Source organism: Yoonia litorea (genome assembly GCF_900114675.1).
GTDB lineage: Bacteria > Pseudomonadota > Alphaproteobacteria > Rhodobacterales > Rhodobacteraceae > Yoonia > Yoonia litorea.
In genome coordinates this window covers 1-17,322 of sequence record NZ_FOZM01000005.1, presented here as the reverse complement: position 1 = coordinate 17,322, position 17,322 = coordinate 1, and the positions used below count along the sequence as shown (strand labels likewise).

At 57.4% G+C, this 17,322-nt stretch carries 20 protein-coding genes and 1 pseudogene; 11 read left to right on the top strand and 10 right to left on the bottom strand.

Annotated features, from left to right (window positions below; translation table 11 throughout):
- Positions 1-2: 2 nt before the first annotated feature.
- From BM316_RS16025 to BM316_RS16005, 5 genes are all read right to left on the bottom strand, one after another.
- Positions 3-587, bottom strand: a complete 585-nt coding sequence (locus tag BM316_RS16025; protein WP_242649937.1) for a c-type cytochrome — start codon at positions 585-587, stop codon at positions 3-5.
- A gap of 12 nt (positions 588-599) precedes the next feature.
- Positions 600-1,058: a c-type cytochrome gene (locus BM316_RS16020; protein ID WP_090210667.1), complete on the bottom strand. Its 459-nt coding sequence runs from the start codon at positions 1,056-1,058 to the stop codon at positions 600-602.
- Entirely contained in the window at positions 1,058-1,627 is a 570-nt protein-coding gene (locus tag BM316_RS16015; protein ID WP_090210664.1) for a L,D-transpeptidase, read from the bottom strand. The genes BM316_RS16020 and BM316_RS16015 overlap by 1 nt, the downstream gene beginning before the upstream one ends.
- A 151-nt stretch (positions 1,628-1,778) precedes the next feature.
- Positions 1,779-3,227 (bottom strand): ATP-binding protein, encoded by a 1,449-nt coding sequence (locus BM316_RS16010; protein ID WP_090210803.1) that lies wholly within the window; start codon positions 3,225-3,227, stop codon positions 1,779-1,781.
- Positions 3,228-3,232: 5 nt separating this feature from the next.
- The gene (locus BM316_RS16005; RefSeq protein ID WP_090210662.1) at positions 3,233-3,952 is read right to left on the bottom strand and encodes a response regulator; all 720 of its coding nucleotides are present in this window, start codon (positions 3,950-3,952) and stop codon (positions 3,233-3,235) included.
- Positions 3,953-4,090: 138 nt separating this feature from the next.
- On the opposite strand from BM316_RS16005, the gene BM316_RS16000 reads away from it, so the two are divergent.
- The 3 genes from BM316_RS16000 (at position 4,091) to BM316_RS15990 (ending at position 5,592) form a co-directional block, all read left to right on the top strand.
- Positions 4,091-4,540 (top strand): DUF411 domain-containing protein, encoded by a 450-nt coding sequence (locus tag BM316_RS16000; protein WP_090210660.1) that lies wholly within the window; start codon positions 4,091-4,093, stop codon positions 4,538-4,540.
- A gap of 4 nt (positions 4,541-4,544) precedes the next feature.
- On the top strand, positions 4,545-5,207 hold the full coding sequence (locus tag BM316_RS15995; protein ID WP_131802601.1) for a hypothetical protein: 663 nt from the start codon (positions 4,545-4,547) through the stop codon (positions 5,205-5,207).
- Positions 5,208-5,301: 94 nt separating this feature from the next.
- On the top strand, positions 5,302-5,592 hold the full coding sequence (locus BM316_RS15990; RefSeq protein ID WP_090210656.1) for a hypothetical protein: 291 nt from the start codon (positions 5,302-5,304) through the stop codon (positions 5,590-5,592).
- Positions 5,593-5,610: 18 nt separating this feature from the next.
- Here BM316_RS15990 and BM316_RS15985 read toward each other — a convergent pair whose 3' ends face one another.
- Complete coding sequence (locus BM316_RS15985) at positions 5,611-6,336, bottom strand: L,D-transpeptidase (protein WP_090210801.1); 726 nt, start codon at positions 6,334-6,336, stop codon at positions 5,611-5,613.
- A 218-nt stretch (positions 6,337-6,554) separates the two neighbouring features.
- Here BM316_RS15985 and BM316_RS15980 point away from each other — a divergent pair, with 218 nt between their 5' ends.
- Positions 6,555-6,863, top strand: a complete 309-nt coding sequence (locus tag BM316_RS15980; RefSeq protein WP_090210654.1) for a DUF2933 domain-containing protein — start codon at positions 6,555-6,557, stop codon at positions 6,861-6,863.
- 242 nt (positions 6,864-7,105) lie between these two features.
- Here BM316_RS15980 and BM316_RS15975 read toward each other — a convergent pair whose 3' ends face one another.
- Both BM316_RS15975 and BM316_RS15970 read right to left on the bottom strand, forming a co-directional pair.
- Positions 7,106-7,732: a hypothetical protein gene (locus tag BM316_RS15975; protein WP_311135675.1), complete on the bottom strand. Its 627-nt coding sequence runs from the start codon at positions 7,730-7,732 to the stop codon at positions 7,106-7,108.
- Positions 7,733-7,972: 240 nt separating this feature from the next.
- On the bottom strand, positions 7,973-9,073 hold the full coding sequence (locus BM316_RS15970) for a helix-turn-helix domain-containing protein (protein WP_110577554.1): 1,101 nt from the start codon (positions 9,071-9,073) through the stop codon (positions 7,973-7,975).
- A gap of 124 nt (positions 9,074-9,197) precedes the next feature.
- Between BM316_RS15970 and BM316_RS15965 the strand changes: the two genes are divergently transcribed.
- On the top strand, positions 9,198-10,247 hold the full coding sequence (locus tag BM316_RS15965) for a tyrosine-type recombinase/integrase (RefSeq protein ID WP_090210652.1): 1,050 nt from the start codon (positions 9,198-9,200) through the stop codon (positions 10,245-10,247).
- Positions 10,248-10,330: 83 nt separating this feature from the next.
- Here BM316_RS15965 and BM316_RS15960 read toward each other — a convergent pair whose 3' ends face one another.
- Positions 10,331-11,401, bottom strand: coding sequence for a ParB/RepB/Spo0J family partition protein (locus BM316_RS15960; protein ID WP_090210651.1), 1,071 nt, complete (start codon positions 11,399-11,401; stop codon positions 10,331-10,333).
- On the bottom strand, positions 11,398-12,708 hold the full coding sequence (locus BM316_RS15955; protein WP_090210649.1) for an AAA family ATPase: 1,311 nt from the start codon (positions 12,706-12,708) through the stop codon (positions 11,398-11,400). Before BM316_RS15955 ends, BM316_RS15960 begins: the two co-directional genes overlap by 4 nt.
- 367 nt (positions 12,709-13,075) lie before the next feature.
- On the opposite strand from BM316_RS15955, the gene BM316_RS15950 reads away from it, so the two are divergent.
- The 6 genes and pseudogenes from BM316_RS15950 to BM316_RS16905 all read left to right on the top strand — a co-directional run.
- Positions 13,076-13,792 carry a DnaA N-terminal domain-containing protein gene (locus BM316_RS15950; RefSeq protein WP_090210647.1) on the top strand — a complete coding sequence of 239 codons (717 nt, stop codon included), beginning with the start codon at positions 13,076-13,078 and terminating at the stop codon, positions 13,790-13,792.
- Between the two features lie 104 nt (positions 13,793-13,896).
- On the top strand, positions 13,897-14,991 hold the full coding sequence (locus BM316_RS15945; protein WP_090210645.1) for a Fic family protein: 1,095 nt from the start codon (positions 13,897-13,899) through the stop codon (positions 14,989-14,991).
- A gap of 355 nt (positions 14,992-15,346) precedes the next feature.
- Positions 15,347-16,285 (top strand): ArdC family protein, encoded by a 939-nt coding sequence (locus BM316_RS15940; RefSeq protein ID WP_090210643.1) that lies wholly within the window; start codon positions 15,347-15,349, stop codon positions 16,283-16,285.
- 23 nt (positions 16,286-16,308) lie between these two features.
- A complete protein-coding gene (locus tag BM316_RS15935; RefSeq protein ID WP_090210641.1) occupies positions 16,309-16,518 on the top strand; it encodes a DUF6330 family protein in 210 nt (69 codons plus the stop codon).
- A gap of 87 nt (positions 16,519-16,605) precedes the next feature.
- The gene (locus BM316_RS15930) at positions 16,606-16,995 is read left to right on the top strand and encodes a DUF3768 domain-containing protein (RefSeq protein WP_090210639.1); all 390 of its coding nucleotides are present in this window, start codon (positions 16,606-16,608) and stop codon (positions 16,993-16,995) included.
- 158 nt (positions 16,996-17,153) lie between these two features.
- Positions 17,154-17,322, top strand: a pseudogene (locus BM316_RS16905) (DUF736 family protein); the annotation flags it as partial.

Sequence of the window (17,322 nt, the reverse complement as noted above, 5' to 3'; positions counted from 1 at the left end):
GCCTACTCTTCCTCGGCGCGGAATTTCTGGTGACATGCCGCACAGGATTGTGCAACGGTAGCGAAGGCAACATCGGTCGGCATGGTCGCAAACATATCGACAGTCATCATGTCGCTTGCGCCCATCGTGTCAGCACCCATTGGTGATGCATCTGCTGTGCCCATCATGCCGCCGCCACCCATCATGGATGCACCGCCGCTATCCTGGCTAGCCGCAAGACCAACGTCAGCGCTTAGCTTTAGACCTTCAGCGCGCAACTCTAACTGTTCAGCAAGTGCGGTGAATTCTTCCCAATCTTCCCAAATGGCGGGCAATGCCGCTGATGGCATCCCGTCTGAACCTTCCGGGAACAAACGTGTCATCTGCTCGCCTGCATGTGAGATCATGAGATCCGCGCCTGCGCGCACCCTGTCTGCGTCGAATGGCGTTTGGCCCCGCATCATGGGGTTAAGCTCTTTGACCACACCGCCAAGGGCGAGCATGCCATCCATACGTTCTTTTACGACACCCGTCGCACCTGAATGAGCAAACGCCGCCGCGCCAGCAACTGTTGTGAGCGCCAAAAGAGTTACCATTCTCTTACGCATCTGTCGTCCCTTTCAGTAGATTCCATTGGCTCGCTGCAATTCCCGGATATAGGCAACGACCAGCTTGACATCGCCGTCTGTAACACCTTCGACCGCCGGCATGTTGCCGAACTCCCAGTGATGCGCAACGACTCCATTTCTTGCTGCACGCAGAAATGCCTCATCCCCATGATGACCCGGTTCGTAAGTTATGTGAACCAGCGGTGGCGCAATCCCGTTTTGACCAGCTGCATTGACACCATGGCAATCTGCGCAAGCCGCCTCAAACACACGCTGACCAACTTGGGCATTTTCAGTCAGTTCGGCCGGCAAATTAACCTGTACGATAGGGTCACCGACCTCAAGCCCGCTCATGTCAGCGGGTGACATTGAATGTCCGTTGACAGGTGGTGCCGGCTGCATCTGCTGCCAGACAAAACCGGCGCCACCGATGACGAAGAACCCGACAATAAATACTGCTGACTTGTCCATCAGATCAGTTTGACCTGTGTCCCGATTGGGGTGCGGCCGAACACCTCTTCAATCTGTTCGTTGTACAGCCCAATACAGCCGTTCGATGACTGACGTCCGATCTTGCGCGTGTCCTGCGTACCGTGAATGCGATAGTATTGCCACGACAGGTAAAGTGCATGAGATCCCAGAGGATTACGCGGGTCACCACCGGGAATATAGGCTGGCCATTCAGGGTTACGTTCACGCATCGCGGGCGTTGGGCCCCAGCCGGGCGCAACCTTTTTGTCGATCACCTCGGTGTATCCCAGGCGCGTCAAGTCATCTGACAAGGGAACAGAGGTGGGATAAAGGCGCATCTCCCCATCGGCCGTCCAGTGTTGCAGGAAGCGCCCTCCAGTATCTGCAAGTAGGATGCCTTTCCCGATGCTATCAAAGTGATCTTGCCAGTTATGCGGCCGAAACGATGCGATGTTACGCGAAACACCGGTCAGCTCTTGAGCCGACAACAGAGAAGGCGCAGCAAGTGTGGCTGCGCCTACAGATGCAACGAACGTACGACGAGAGATAAGTTGGGGATTGATTGCCATGATTTGCTGCCTGTTTTTGATTTTCTTTGATCTACTTCTAGCCTGACAACAGCATTTCAAGAATAGGACTCAGGTCTGTTTTTTGTATTGATATGTAACGCCCCTCGACAGGTAGCAGCCTGCTATCGCACCGTGCCTGACGTTCAATTTCTCAAGCATCGACACTTTGATGATGTCGTTCTTCGATCGGAGAAGTTCTACGTGCTTCGTTCTCGGTCAAATCTTCCGTCTGCTTTGAGCTAGGCGCAAAGGGCAACTTCACGATAGCACGGAGTCCGCCTTTTTCCTTATTTGCCAATTCAACTGTTCCGCCATGTCCAAGGATGATGCTTCTCGCAATCGACAACCCCAAACCATGGCCGCCAGTGTCACGCGACCGCGACCTTTCAAGCCTGACGTAGGGGCCAAAAACACTGTCGAGTTCGCTAGGCGGTATTCCTGGTCCGCGATCGTCAATGTAGAGCGCAAGATAGCCATCAGTCGCCTCCCAAGAGACTTCGGCCTGTTTTCCGTAGCGAATGGCATTCTCGATGAGATTTTTAAGTGCTCGACGCAATGAGGTCGGCTTAGCGGGGACCATCACGGATTGATCGGACAATACCGTCAAACCATCGTTCTGAATATCGCCAAGTAATTCGCGAACATCGGTTGGGCAGACTTCCTCGTGCTGCCCAACACCCTTTGCAAAGTCCAGTGTGGCATCCACCATCTGTTGCATTTCTTCTCCTGATGCCACAAGTGATGTTCGCGTTTCATCATCGTCGACCATCTCAGCGCGCACCCGCAGAGCGGTCAAAGGTGAGCGAAGGTCATGCGCAAGTGCGGCTAGCATTTGCGTGCGATCCGAAACAAACCGGGTCAAGCGATCCTGCATGGTGTTAAATGCCTTTGTCAGGTCTTGAACCTCCTTCGGTCCGACAACAGGTAGCGGCCCCTCACCTGCTCCACGCCCCAGACGTTCTGCGGCCATCGCCAAACCGTTGAGAGGCCCCGTCAAACGCCGGAGAATGAACCAAAAGCTTGCAAGTAATAGAAGTGTTGCTGTTATCACAAAGGATACATTTGATGCAGTTGACCATTGGAGCGGAGGCCGCTCAAACCTTGTGCCAACGTTCAGCCATTCACCACCTGCCAACGCGATTGATAATTCCATCTCAATGGCTGCCAGGCTCCCCCTCATCATCTCGGCATGCATCTCGGCCATCTCTGGCGAAAGGTTTGGAAGCGGTAGCAACCCCTGTTCGATTTCATGCACTTCAACCCGAATGTCCCGGCTATAACTGTCACCCAACAGCGCACGAACACGAGCCTCAACCGCGCCACCTTCGTCATGATTGCCATGTGCGACCGACGGGATATCTGAAAGCTCAAAGCTGACTAACGGCGATGTGGCCGCCTGAATGATCCGTGAATGCAAATCGTCGGGCGCACCTTCGACAAGTTGGGCAACATTGGCGGCGCGACCGGCCGCTTCGGCACCAATCGCAGCCTGCACAGCGAGCGATCTTTCATCGACAAAGAACCATAGGCTCAAAGCCTGCGCGACGCACAGCACTGCGAGAACCAGAAGTGCAATCTGTGTTCTGAGCTTCCACACCACCGACGTCACTCCAACACTTCAACGTCCGCAGTCAGGCTATAACCCCGATTTCTGACCGTCGCGATCACACGTGGGCGCAATACATCCTGTTCGATTTTCCGACGCAGGCGACTGATCTGATTGTCAATCGTCCGATCGAGTGGACCAGCCACCCGGCCTGCGCTCAGCTCAAGAAGCTGGTCGCGGCTGAGCACCGCCCGTGGACGTTCGAGCAGGATCGTCAGAAGTTTTAGTTCGCTCGTTGTCAGCAGTGTTCTCGTACCATCTCCATCGAACAATGTGCGTCCATCATAGTCGAGTTTAAGATGAGCGAAGCGCAGCCATTTGCCAGAGAAGGACGCAATTTCCGGGATTTGCTCAGTCCGGCGGAGGATAGCGTTAATGCGGGCCAGTAGTTCCCTTGGATTAAACGGCTTCGCCAGATAATCGTCAGCCCCACCGTCAAGGCCAGCAATCCGATCATCGTCATCACCCATGGCTGTCAGCATAAGAATTGGGGTTTTGATTGTCTCGTGCAGACGCTTGCACGCACTCAAACCGTCTTCGCCTGGCATCATGACATCCAAGACAATCAGATCAAATTTTTGTTCGGCGAGCCGAATGTCCATTTCAGCGGCATCCTCGGCAACGGATGTGCGCATTCCGCTCCGCTCCAGATACCGCGAAACAGACTTTCGAATTTCTTGGTGGTCATCAACGATGAGGATGTGCGGAGATAGTGTCATTCAAACAACATACCTGTCTTTCAGCGGAATTGCCCGTCTCATGTTTGTAGCCAAATGTAACAGAAGGGTCGATTGGGCAATGCTCGACACAACCTGTTGAACAATCTAGTGTAGCTATAAGCAAATTAGGAACTCGCAATGATCAGACGGCACTTTTTACTTGGTTCTGCAAGCGCGGTCATCGCTGGGGCGGCCTTCGGACAAACGGCACCGGTCATGCGCGTCGCGAAGACGCCCACCTGCGGATGCTGCGCGGCATGGGTTTCGACGGTCGTTGATGCAGGGCTGTCTGTCGATGTCGAAGATGTCGATCAGGAGGTTTTGTGGGCCATGAAGGATGGGCTCGGCATCACATCTGACCTGTCTGGTTGTCATACGGCACTGATCGGGGATTATTTCGTCGAAGGTCACGTCCCCGCCCGCGAAATTCTGCGTTTGATGGCCGAAACACCGGATGCGCGCGGCCTGACAGTACCCGGCATGCCGATGGGATCACCCGGAATGGGTGCAGCAGGCACCGGCGACGCCTACGAAGTTTTGCTTGTGATGAACGATGGGACAACGCAGGTTTTTGCCAGCTACGCCTGACGTGTTGGCTGAAGAGCGCTTTGAGAGGTACTTTAGCCCTCGCCTAGGTTTTGGCCGTTTTTGTTGGAATCTTATACTTCTGAGCGTCGCAAGCATCGTCCCACTCCTTGTGGTTTTTGTACTTCACACGCCGGATTTCGCCACGACACTGATCAATTACCCGGCGGCCGCCAGTCGTTTTCTGAGACAGGTTTTTACGAACGGGATCCCAGTCGTCTTCATCGTCAACTACGTCGGTTTCCTTTTGGCTGTGCATGGGAAACAATGCGAACAAATGTCAGCCGCAGTCTATCTGGCGAGCGATTCCGCGGTGCGGGCACTGACATTCGTCGCGATGCATATCCTGATCTATGTACTTTCCGCAGACTGGTTCGGCTCTTTCGGGGGCAACCGATTTACAGCCTTGAAGGTCGTTGGACCCACACTTTCGAAGTCGTATCTATTCGAAAATATCTCTGGCGTGTACCTCTACGCGCTATTGCCCGGTGCGATCATCAGCCATCTGGCGGTCATCGCCAACAAACAGAAAGATCTGCAACGCCGACGCCAGTCGCTGCCCGTCGCACCAATCATAGTGGCAGCAATCGGATTAGTCCTCTTGGTGACAGTCTATTCAAGCGGGCTTTCCCGGCTTTTTGGAACAGATGGCTCAGCATCTGCTTTGTAAGACGGGTGGTGTCGGTGTACCTTTGTAGAAATGAAATGAAAGAACTCTAAATGATTGTCGCTTTGGAAATCTATCAAGATGTAGGGATTAAGGTATGAGACTTCGTCGTTTGATTTGGTGTCTTTCACCATCTGTAATTGCTGCGTGTTCTGCGGCCTCGGGTCCCGAAGTGACGACGAATTCAGGCTTTATCACGAACCTGCCAGAGCAGGTTTTGACGATGGTCGCACCCAATCAAGACCTTAACCGGGTACGGATTGACCCAGCAGACGGCTGTTACGTCTACGAATATGCTGGTCCCGTTGAAACGACTTACCTGCCACTACGTACCGTCAGAGGCCGGCCGATTTGCACCCAACTGCCCGATACAACTGAAACGGGTTAAACTATCGGCTCTCAGCCATCACGCCGCAGGATCAATTTCACTCCGCGGAGAGATCAGATTCTCCGGCGGATAGAGGTAAGCAGTCACACCAGTGCTGACTTGGGGGTAAAGATCTATGATGTGTGCCATCACCATGCGCACACAGCCGGAACTGGCCCGCCCACCGATTGATCGTGGCTGAGGCGTGCCATGGATCCGCAGATAGGTGTCGCGGTTCCCCTCATAAAGATACAAGGCGCGCGCGCCCAGCGGGTTCGACGGTCCACCGTCCATGCCATTTTCGAATGGCCCATAAACCTCGGGCTCCCGCTCGATCATCGAAGCTGTTGGCGTCCAGATCGGCCAACGCGCCTTTCTTCTGATCGTGTAAACACCGGGTTCGTAGAGATCGCCCTTGGCAATTGCCACGCCGTACCGCATGGCGGTGCCGTCGGCTTGGATATGGTAGAGATATCGGGCGACGGCATCTACATGTATGTCGCCTGGAACCAACCCGGGATTAGCAACAACCCGCTGCGGCAAGAACCGAGGGTGCAGACCCCAGGGATTGGATGACATAGGATCATAGTTCACAGGTGTCACCCGTGCGTCCCATCGTGCCCACATCGAACGGTCGGATATCGGGCGCCGCGGCTCTTCATTGATATCTGCACTAGCCTGCTCTTCTTGGGCCCAGCCCGCCAAAGGTGCTGAAAACAGTGCAGTGGCAGTTGCAAGAAAGCGGCGTCTTTTCAAATCGTGCATTTTGGCTTGTTCCGACTGCAATTGTTCAAAGAATTGGTGACTTGTTGACTGAACAGCGATATCGATTCGTGCAAGCCAGCCTTCGGGATTTATCATGAATCAACAAGAAAATGCGGAGTTGGGGCCACAACTAAAATTTACCCAAATGTATCCTTGACTTTCACCCGCCAGAAGCGCGCATCGTTATACAAATTTTTGTCGTCAAGGATAAATCCGCTATGGAAAACAAGGATACGGCCAAGTCTGAAAGTGCCTCGAAGGTGATGCATTGGGGTATGATGGCCTGCTGCGCAGTCATGTTGCTGCCTGTTGGCGCTTTCCTTCTTGCGGGCGGCACGGTCGCCGGCATGTGGTCTAACCTGAGCCTTTTTGCCCCGATCGCGCTTTGCATCGGTGCGCATGTCCTGATGTTCAAGATGATGGGTAAATCCTGTCATAGCACCGCGAATGACAAAGCCTCGAAGCAAGCCAATGATGCTGCTTTCGAAGATGCGTCAGCTGCCGTCCCCAAGGTGTCTCGCCAATAGATGATAAGGCGAAAGTCTGTTCTCGTTACGGCCGGTTTGCTCCTTCTTGGAGCATGCGCGACCGCCGAAAAGACCTGCCCCTTCAAAGATGAGATCGCGACACGCGAATTGGCACTCCCAACGGGCTGTTCATTGGACGGATCAAGTGACACCCGTGTTCACAACGTGATCTGTGCCGATGGCCGAACAGGCTATTCGATATTGTAGGACGACGATCGTCCCTCTCCAATGACTGATTGTACCTAGTTGCCTGCCTCAAGAGCCGCTGCAATTTGGCGTGCGGCGACATTTTTGTCGTCCGCGTCATCTTCGCGATACTCACGATAGGATGCGCCGGGTAGTGTCCCGAAGTCATCCGACAGTTTGTTCGGAAACCATGTCTGCCTGATTGCACCAAAACCCGGCAACTGCCGCAACAGACGGGATGTAAAGCGAGAGCAGTTTGCCTGTGGCGCGGGGCCGGCTTGTAACGCCAGTGTTAATGCGCGCTCGGCAACATCATCTGTCACCGCAACAGTTTGACCAACGACGTAATATGTGACGCGCGCATGAAAGCTCACGTAGTACTGCTCTAACTGTGGACTGGCACCAAACAGAACGTCATTGCGTTCTGGCATCTGACGCTGTTCCCATGCTCCCGCAGGATCAAAAATCACGCGCTGACTGGCGTTGATCAACAAAGCGGAATGCGCACCGTTGTCGGAGCCAACGTTCTTCATTGTATAAAGCGTAAGATGCTTTGGACCAGGATCGCGATAGATTGCGCGAGCCACAACATCGTCGGGGGCCCATACTTGCGATGCAGTGCAGGCAGACAGAGTCAATGGCAGGCCAATCAGTACCTGTCGTCTATTCAAAGAGTAACTCATGCTGCAGCTCCCAGAGGTATGCGGGATCAAACGATGACTGCGTCATCACAGGGTCCCGACCGAGAACAATCAACATGGACCTATCTATTTGTTCAGTCGAGGTCAGGCACGGATATGTCACGAAATGTATCGCCCGAAGCAACGCCTTATCGCTCTCTTTCTTGTCTAATGAAGCAAGCTGTCGGAAAATAATCGGCAGTCATATGGCAACTGAAATTTCTAACGAGACATTGGTCGAGGTCATCTCGTCTGTGATGTAGCCGCCCACATCCGATACCGCCTCTGCCCCGTGACTTCGCGGATCAATCCGGCCTCGGTCAGGCGATTCAGGTTCCTCTGCACCGCCGCCCGGCTCGCGCCGGTTTCCGCCTCGGCCATCGGGGCACTGACCAAGGGCCATTCCGCCAGAAGCGCCGCAAGGGCGCGTGGCGTCTTGCCAGACCACCCTTGCGTTTCCGCCTCGGCCTTCGCCTGCCATGCGGCCAGGCCGTCCAACTGCCGCAAGGTCGCCCGCGCCGCCTGATCCGCGCCGCTGACCCAGGCCGCCAGACGCTCCGCCGCCGTGCCGTGCCCGCGCAGGCCCCCTGCCCCGCCGATACTGAGCGGCAGGAAGCCCAGCCCCGCGATGTTGACTGCCGCATGACGCGCCGCGACAACTGCGGCCTCGATCATCGGCAGGCTCGGGTGGCCTGCGGCAAAGCCCACCACGGGCCAGATGTGATAGGATAGCGCAGCCTGCGTGATCGGATGCAGTGATGCCCCCTGCCCCATCACATCCGTCCAATCGGCGATCTGATCGGCAAGGCCGTCATCTGCCTCAGGAGCAAACCGCCCTAGAAACCCCGCCAGGTCATCCTTTGGCGCAGGCGCTTGCGTCAACCGCCGCGCCGCCCAGCCTGCGCGTGCGAGCGCCTGTGCATCATCGCCCTCGCCCCCCACGCGCAACGTCAGCCAGAGCGCCAGCCGCTCCATCGGGACGCGGTCACCGGCCAGCCAGCTGAGATCCGCCGCCTCGCGCAGCGCCAGCCGCTGACGCCAGCCCGCAGGTCCTGCCTCCAGACGCGCGGCCAGTCGGCCAAGGAGAAGTGCCAGATCAGCCAGCCGCCCCGCCAGCGCCGCCTCTGCCGCTGCCCAGGCCGCCACATCGACCAAAGGCCGCTGGTCCGCACGTGGCAAGGGCACCTCATACGCGGCCTCGCCCGGCGGATGATCGTCCGGCGGCAGGAACCACAGATCCTCTTCCGCCAGCGGCTCCGCATCATAAGGCCCGCGATCGTATGCGGAAACGGGCCCCTGCGGGTTTTCATCTTTGATGAAAGAAAATTCACGCGGATTTCGCATAATGTGCATTTTGCACATGTTATGCACAGCACCAAGGCAATTCTACAGACGTCACATTACACTTGATAAGTTTCAGTTATCATGTCTGTTGATTTTGAAGCCCAGAACCGCCTAGAAATGCCCCATGTCCACGCCCGCGCCCAGTCTCACACCACTGACCCCTGCCCTCTCCGAGGCGGATCAGGCGGCGCTGACAGACCTCTACGTGCGCGGCACGCCGCCCAATACGCTGCGCGCTTACGAGCGTGACCTGATCTATCTGATGGCTTGGAAGCTAGCGGCCTTTGACACCCCCCTCACTTGGCCCGAAGATGAAAACGTGGCGCTGCGCTTCATCCTCGACCACTCCCGCGATCTGTCAGAGGCGCAGGACAGCGCGAGAGAGGCCGCTGAGGCGCTCATCGCCCAAGGGCTGCGCAAGACTCTTGCGTGCCCTGCCCCGTCCACGCTGGACCGCCGTATCGCCTCCTGGCGGGCGTTTCATCGGATGAAGAACCTCGGCAGCCCGTTCGACGCGCCGCTGATCCGCCAGACACGTGGCAAGGCCCGTCGCGCGGCCGCCCGTCGCAAGGCCCCGAAGTCCGCGAACCCGATCACCCGCGACGTGCTGGAACAGATCCTCGACAGTTGCGGCCATTCCTTGCGCGGCATCCGCGACAAAGCGATCCTGATGCTCGGCTGGGCCTCCGGCGGACGGCGCCGGTCCGAGATTGCGGCGCTGATGCGCGAGGATGTCGACCTGCGCGACTATGATCGCGACGGCGTCATCTGGATCAATATGGTCGCCACGAAGACCACCGACATCGGCAAAACGCCACGACTGGTCCTCAAGGGCCGCGCGGCCGAGGCGCTGGCCTTCTGGATCAAAGTCGGCGGGATCGATGACGGCCCCCTCTTCCGCCCCATCAACCGCAACGACGATCCGCTGGAGCGGCGCCTCTCGCCCGATGGCATCTACCAGATCGTGCAGAACCGGCTGGCGGCTGCAGGCTTCCCCAAAGGTTTCGCGACACCCCACGGGCTGCGCTCGGGCTTTCTGACGCAAGCCGCACTCGACGGCGCGCCGATACAGGCCGCCATGCGCCTCTCCCTGCACCGCAGCCTTGCACAGGCGCAGAAATACTATGACGACGTCGATATCGTCGATAATCCCGCGACAGAGCTGTTGGGGTAAGCCCCCAAAAGACGAAGGGGTTACCCGTGGGTAACCCCTCTCTTTGCTCTGGTCCGGTTACCCATGGGTAACCTCTCCCAACTTCAAAGCGACGAAACCTTTGGACCGCCTTCACGCAACGCGCGCTGAAACGCATCGACGGCGCGCTCCAATTGCGCTTTGGGCAGGCTGGCAAAATCCTCATCCGCAACAATTCTGCATTCACCCTTTCGCGCCGTCACTTTCATGTCGCCTACATGAAATTCACGCTTCTCCTTCCGCTCGGTCTGTTTATCCGGAGCCGTATTAGCCGGCTTCTTCTGGAGGAATCTGGCAAGCACGTCATTCTGGGCTTCGGCGTTCTGGCATTGACGCAAGGCTGCACGCAAATTCGCTGCCTCTTCATGTGACGATAGCGCTCGCGCAACATCAACACCGAGGTTCCGCGAAACCGCCTTGGGCCACTTCAGATCATCCTCAAGCGCGGAAAGCAGGAAGACAAAGCTGCGGATGTAGGATCGCTTGACCTTGTGTAGCGACCCGTACAGCCGCAGCACCATGGCATTGGGATCAATCTCATCCGTGCCCTCATCTTCGGCAGCGAGGATCGCCACCTGCGCCATCTCCGCGAATGTCAGGTCTTCACGGACGACGTTCTCTTCGACCATATCGATATAGCGGGACAAACGATCATCCGCCCCCTCGTCCACACGCGCGATGATCGTGGCGAAACTATCGTCACCGGTTTCGGCATAAAGCTGTGACAACGCCGTAAAGCGCCGCCAGCCCTTCTTGAGCTGCAACTGGCCGTCGGCATCGCGGTAAAGCTCAACCGGTTCTTTCTGGCCACGCTCGCGGATCGAGGCCTTGAGTTCTTCCATCTCGCTGGATGCCGCCACGGCCTGCAGATCCAGACGGTCGCGCGGAAGGTCGGTTGTCGCGATCTCGGACAATGCGAATTTGGTCAGCACCAGCCCATCAGCATGCGCTGCGCGATAAGCCTTGGCATCGGCGGCGTTCTGGCGGCGCTGCTCGACCTTGGCCTCGGTCGTCTCTTGCAGGTTGGCGGCGGCATCACGCACAGCCGCGCCCATCGGGCCGACGCTGCGCTCGCGGGGTTTGGGTGTGTCCGGTGCTTCCAAGGATCCGAACCCGAATTTGTTTTTGCTGCTCATTCTGCGGCCTCCGTTCTGGCGCTGTCTTGTTCCCAAGCTTTCAGCACGGTGGTTTTGAATTCGTTATAGGCCCGGTCGAAGCTTTGACGAGCCCGCTTCCATGTCTCGCGAGTCATCTGGCGGTAGTCCTGTTCGTAGACGCTCATCTGGAAGCGCCCGGACTGTTCCACCGCCCGTGTCATCTCGATCGGGTTGAGGCAGACATCGGCGCCAAAGACATTGCGGAAGGCTTCCATCATCGCGTTATGGAGCGGGTTGTTCTGCTCGAAGCGGGTCATGAGCAGACGCACGTCCTTGAACTCTTTCGGCAGGCTGAGCCCTGCGTCTTCGGCCAGGCCCGCGAACCCTTCCGAGATATCCTCCATCGCATCGCCCAGCTGACCGAGGTAGCTGGTGGTGCTGTCGTATTCCCAATAGCCGGGACCTGAGGGAATATAGAGGATATCGGAGGCAAAGGCCGCGTTCAGCGACTGGTAGCCGATGGCGGGCGGGCAGTCGAAGATGATCAGGTCGTATTGATCGTCCGGCAGTTCATCAAGGTAGCGCGCGACGCAGCCGAAAAAGCTCCAAGCTTTGTGCAGGCTGCGGTACTGGGCGCTGGCGAATTCGACGAAAGCAGCGTTGGCGCAGGACGGGATGATGTCGATCGTGGGCCAGCAGGTCGGCTGGATGAAGTCCTGGAACCGCTGCGCGCCGATAGATTGCACGTCATCGGGCAGCTCGGCAGAGGAAGGGTAGGGGCAGTCATCGGGGTCATCATAGCTTTCCATGATCCGGTCCGCCTCGCGGCAGAGGTCACGGCACATGATCCCCCAGACCGTGTTCCATTCCTTGACCTCGACGATCCCCATCGAATGGGTCAGCGTCGCCTGCGGGTCAAAGTCGATGCAAAGCACGCGGTAGCCGTCAAGAGCGGCGGCATTTGCCAGATGCTGTGCCACGACGGTTTTACCGACACCGCCTTTAAAGTTGCTGACCGCCACGCGCATCGCGCGCCCCTTCGGGCGGCGGGGAAGAAGGGTCTTGCCGCGGAACTTGATCCGGCGGCGCAACTCGTTGATCTCTTCCAGTGTGAACCAACGCTGGCGGCCGTCCTCCTCGGTTTCGCCTTGCGGCAGCGAGGGATCATCCGCCAGCTTCTTGCGCAGCGTATCTGCGGGGACATCGAACATGAACTGGCTGATCTCCCAGATCGAGAAGGGACGGAGCGTCTTCACCTCGCCGGGAGAGAAGGTCGCGCGCCGCACGGCGGCCTGTTGCGTTAAGCTGCGCTCATTCATGGTTTGAAGGTCTGCGTGGGTTCTCATGGGCTACTCTTGTTTTTTGCTGCTAAGTCGTGAATAACGGGAAAATGAAAAAACTGCAAAAACGAAAATCCGGATTCTGCATTTTTCCGCCCGTTGCGGGAAAGAACAGGAAAACGGGGCAGGGGATCACAATATTTGGTGACACAAAATCAGTCATTTTCGAAATAAGGTGACATGACGGGAGGAATATGGTGACATCAACCATGTCCCCCTTAACCAATATAACCTCATTTCTTTCTTTTTGATTTTGATCTGGGATTTTCTCGTTTTTTCCCTGCGGTTGACAGAAAACGGGAATTCATGTCTTGCTTATCCGCAAGCAGAATCGGCAAAAGTCGGCGCTTGAGGCAAGACAGTGAGACCCGCGATGGATGCGAAACGCCTGACTGGTGTGAACGCCAGTTCCTTGAAGTATGACCTTTTGACGGCGCTTTCGGTTGCGGGGTTGCATCAGGATGGGCGTCACCAGATTTCACTCTCGCGGCTCACCTTGCTGATCACCGCGCGGTATAACTGGCGATTGGACGAATTCTGCGTTGGCCAGCGCGATCTGGCGCGGATGTGGAATGTCACCGAACGCACGGTGAAGCGGGAAATCAAATACTGGCTCGAGGCGCGGCTCGTCATCTGCAAGCGCCGCGGCGTGCGGGGCAGGGTAGGGGCCTACCGTCTGAATTACCCGGAGATCTATCGCCAGTCCGAACCCTATTGGGCCGCTGTCGGTCCCGATTTCCAAGAACGGATGGGCGAGACCCATCCGGTGCAGCAGAGCAAGGTGGTGGCGGTTGATTTCCGGGGCAAAGCCAGCCCACCCGCAGCAGAGCCCCCCGAGACCGAGATGCAGGCTGCTCCGGCGACTTGGCGCGCGGCCTGCCAGCGGATGAAGGGGCTGCATCCTGCGCATTACCACAACTGGATCGGCTCGTTGCGCTTTGGCTGCGATGACGGTGAATGCATCATGCTTTATGCGAGCAACCAGTTCGTGGCACATTACGTCCAGACACATCTGATTGAGATCATCATGGAAGCTGTCGAAGCCACGCTTGGGCCGCGCCGGCGGATCGCGGTGCGGGTATCTGGGTAGGGGGCTTGCGGTGTTTAAGACCGTTATTCTCCGCAAATCCCGCGCTGAATAACATTGCCCTGCAGCGATAATCCGGTATATTCTCCGCAAATAATGCGTAAAATATGACCTATATTCACGAACTCCCTGATTGGCCTCGGTTTACCTGGGATAAGGCCAAGCTGTCGTCCCAACTTGCTGCAGTCCGTCACCGGCAAGGTAAGCTCTTGGGGCGCATGGAGGGTCTTGGCTTCGATCTTCGCAACGAGGCGATGCTCAGGACACTGATCAGTGATGTCGTGAAAAGCAGCGAGATCGAGGGGGAAACGCTCGACAAGGATCAGGTTCGATCGTCTATCGCAAAGCGGTTAGGTCTGGAAATTGGTGGACTGATCCCGTCTGATCGCCATGTTGATGGTGTCGTCGAGATGATGCTGGACGCAACCCAAGCGTATGACCAGCCACCGGATGCGGAGCGTCTGTTTGGCTGGCATGCGGCTCTCTTTCCTACTGGGCGGAGCGGAATGACCCGGATCAGGGTGGGACAGTGGCGTGACGGTCCCATGGAGGTTGTATCAGGACCCTATGGCCGCGAACACGTGCATTTTGAGGCGCCAGACGCCGAACGGTTAGACGCTGAAATGACGCGCTTCCTGACCTGGTTTAATCAGCCCTCCGAGGCGGATCCCGTCATACATGCCGCCATCGCCCATCTTTGGTTTGTCACCATCCACCCGTTCGATGATGGCAATGGGCGCATCGCGCGCGCGATCGCAGACATGGCACTGGCGCGATCGGAATGCAGCGCGCAGCGGTTCTACAGCATGTCGACGCAAATCCGGCAGGAGCGGAGCGACTATTACGACATGCTCGAGACGACGCAAAAAGGGGGGCTTGATGTCACGGCGTGGCTCGTTTGGTTCTTGGCTTGCCTTGACCGCGCATTTGATGGTGCCGAGATCATCCTTGAGGCCGTGTTCAGGAAGGCGCGGTTCTGGGAGAAATATGGAGCGGCGAACATCAACGACCGCCAGCGGGACATGCTCAACCGCCTTTTGGATGGGTTCGACGGAAAACTCTCAACATCGAAATACGCGAAAATCGAAAAGTGCTCACAAGATACGGCATACCGCGACATCCTCAATCTGATTTACTTGGGCGCCTTGGAGAAAGATGAGGCTGGTGGACGCAGCACCAGCTATTCCCTGACGGCGACATAAAGAGGCTTGTTACACGCGAAGCCCGAAACGCCGACTCCAAGGAAGTATCAGCCAAGCACCGGTGAGGCTTGCCGGTCTGGGAGAATCCTAAGTCGTTGATAAAGTTTCTAAATCAGAAGAATAATGAACTTCCTTGCCGATGTGCATTGCCGATCTTTGGGTGCAGTATGCAATGAAGGTGAACCGCGGTTCTGACCGCCTTGGAAGTCCTCAGCCTGTGCCTCCGGGTTGGCAGAAAGGGAAAGTGTCCTTCCGGTTTTGTGACTGACAGATGAGGGACCTTGGGGGTCCCTCGGACGGGTCCGGGCCGGGCTCCGGTCTGTCTTTCTCACCAACATTCGAAAGGAGGCCAGCCATGGCCCGATCCCGCACACCCAAATTCGATGCCTCCGAGGTCATCACAAACGAAATCATCCGCATCATCGAGCGCGGCGTCCTTCCATGGCGCAAGCCCTGGACGGCAGGCGGCAGCTCGCGCCCGCTGCGCATGGGCGGTGAGCCCTACCAGGGCGTAAACAACTTCCTGCTGACCATGCGCACGGTGATGGCGGGCCACAGCTCGCCCTTCTGGATGACGCTTCCGCAGGCCAATGCCTTGGATGCAAAGGTTCGCAAGGGCGAGAAGTCATCTATCGTGGTCTACTACGGCCAAAGCCGAAAAGGCGTCGGCGATGAGGATCAGCACAGAGAGAACGATGATCGTTCCGAGGAGGCGCGCATCTTCCGCTTTCAGAAATCCTACCGCGTGTTCAATGCCTGCCAGATCGAGGGCTTGCCGGACAGTTTCTACCCCGAGCCGGAGCCCGTACCCGAGCATCCGCCGTCCGAGCCCATCCCGCATATGCAGGCGTTTTTCGATGCCATCGACATCACGACCGTCTTCACGGGCACGGAAGCCTACTATCTGCCGCCCGTGGATAAGGTCTTCATGCCGTCGATTGTCCGGTTCGAGAACCCGCGGAATTTCTACGGGGTCTGGGCCCATGAGCTGGCCCATGCCACCAAGGCGCGCCATCGGCTGAACCGCGACTACGGCCTCTCGCGCTTCGGCAACACGGCCTATGCCCGCGAAGAGATCGTCGCCGAGCTGACCTCGGTGTTCCTTGGCCAGACGCTCGGCTTTACGGCCCATACGCTCGAGATGAACGCAGCGTATCTCTACAATTGGCTGCGCGTTCTACGCTCGGACAAGGGCGCGATCTTCAAGCACGCCGCTGACGCGCAGCGCGCCTGCGACTACCTGATGGCACGGTCGGAGGCGGGGAGGGTAGGAGAGGACGCCGAGGCCGCCTGACCACAGGGAGAACGGAGACGCCCATGTCACGCAAGGAACCCAAGACGCTGCGGGTGGCCTGCTTTGAAGGTGGCCGCCGCAAGATCATCACCCTTAAACGTGGAGCATATTGGTGGAGCCCATCCGAGGGTGCCTATCCACTCTCGGCAGCGCTCGAGACCATCAAGGAACAGGGCGGCTGGATCGAAACCATCCCCAACCCGAATTACAGACCCAAGGGGCTGTTCGGATAGGGCGCCTTCGGCCTCAAATCATCCGCCGTGCGGAAAAGGAAAAGTGGGCTTTGGGAAGGGTGTTTCAACTTCTCAAAGGAATGCCCCATGACCATCACCGCACAACCCGAGACAGACAGACCAGATCCGAGTGTGATCGCAGCGCAGAACGACGCGTTTCGCAAGCTCGTTTGCTTCGGGGTGCCGCCCGCGCAGGCCATCCAGGGCCGGATGCATGTCACCCGCTCGATTATGGAGGCTGGTGACGGCTTCATGGCCGAGGCGGTGAAGGCCACGGGCATGTTCGAGACCTTCGAGCCGGAGAACGATCCCGAAGGATGGCATGACTTTGGGGCGGTCGAGATCCGCGGCGAAACCGTGTTCTGGAAAATCGATCTCTATGAGGCCGGGTCGGACTTCCGCTACGGGGCTGAGACCCCGGACAATCCTGCCACCACCATGCGCGCTTTGACCATCATGCTGGCGCGCGACTGGTAGAAGGGCAGGGGGACTCCTCCCCCAACAAGCCAACAAATGAAGGCCCGCTGGCCCCAAAAAGGCAAAGTGGGCCTTTCGTCGTGGTGATCCCCGATGCCGGGGATTGGTCACGCGCGTGAACGCGCGGGCCCCACATCATCCACCGAAAAGGACATCCCATGACCGCAAGCTTCAAACCCGTTTCTGTCGCCATCGGCGATCTGACAGCTCACCCTGCCAATGTGCGCAGCAACTCCCCGGAAACCTACGACCCCGAGAACATCGCACATCTGAAAGCCAGCATCGCAGTGCTGGGTCTCGTCCAGCCGCTCCTGGTTCAGAAGATCG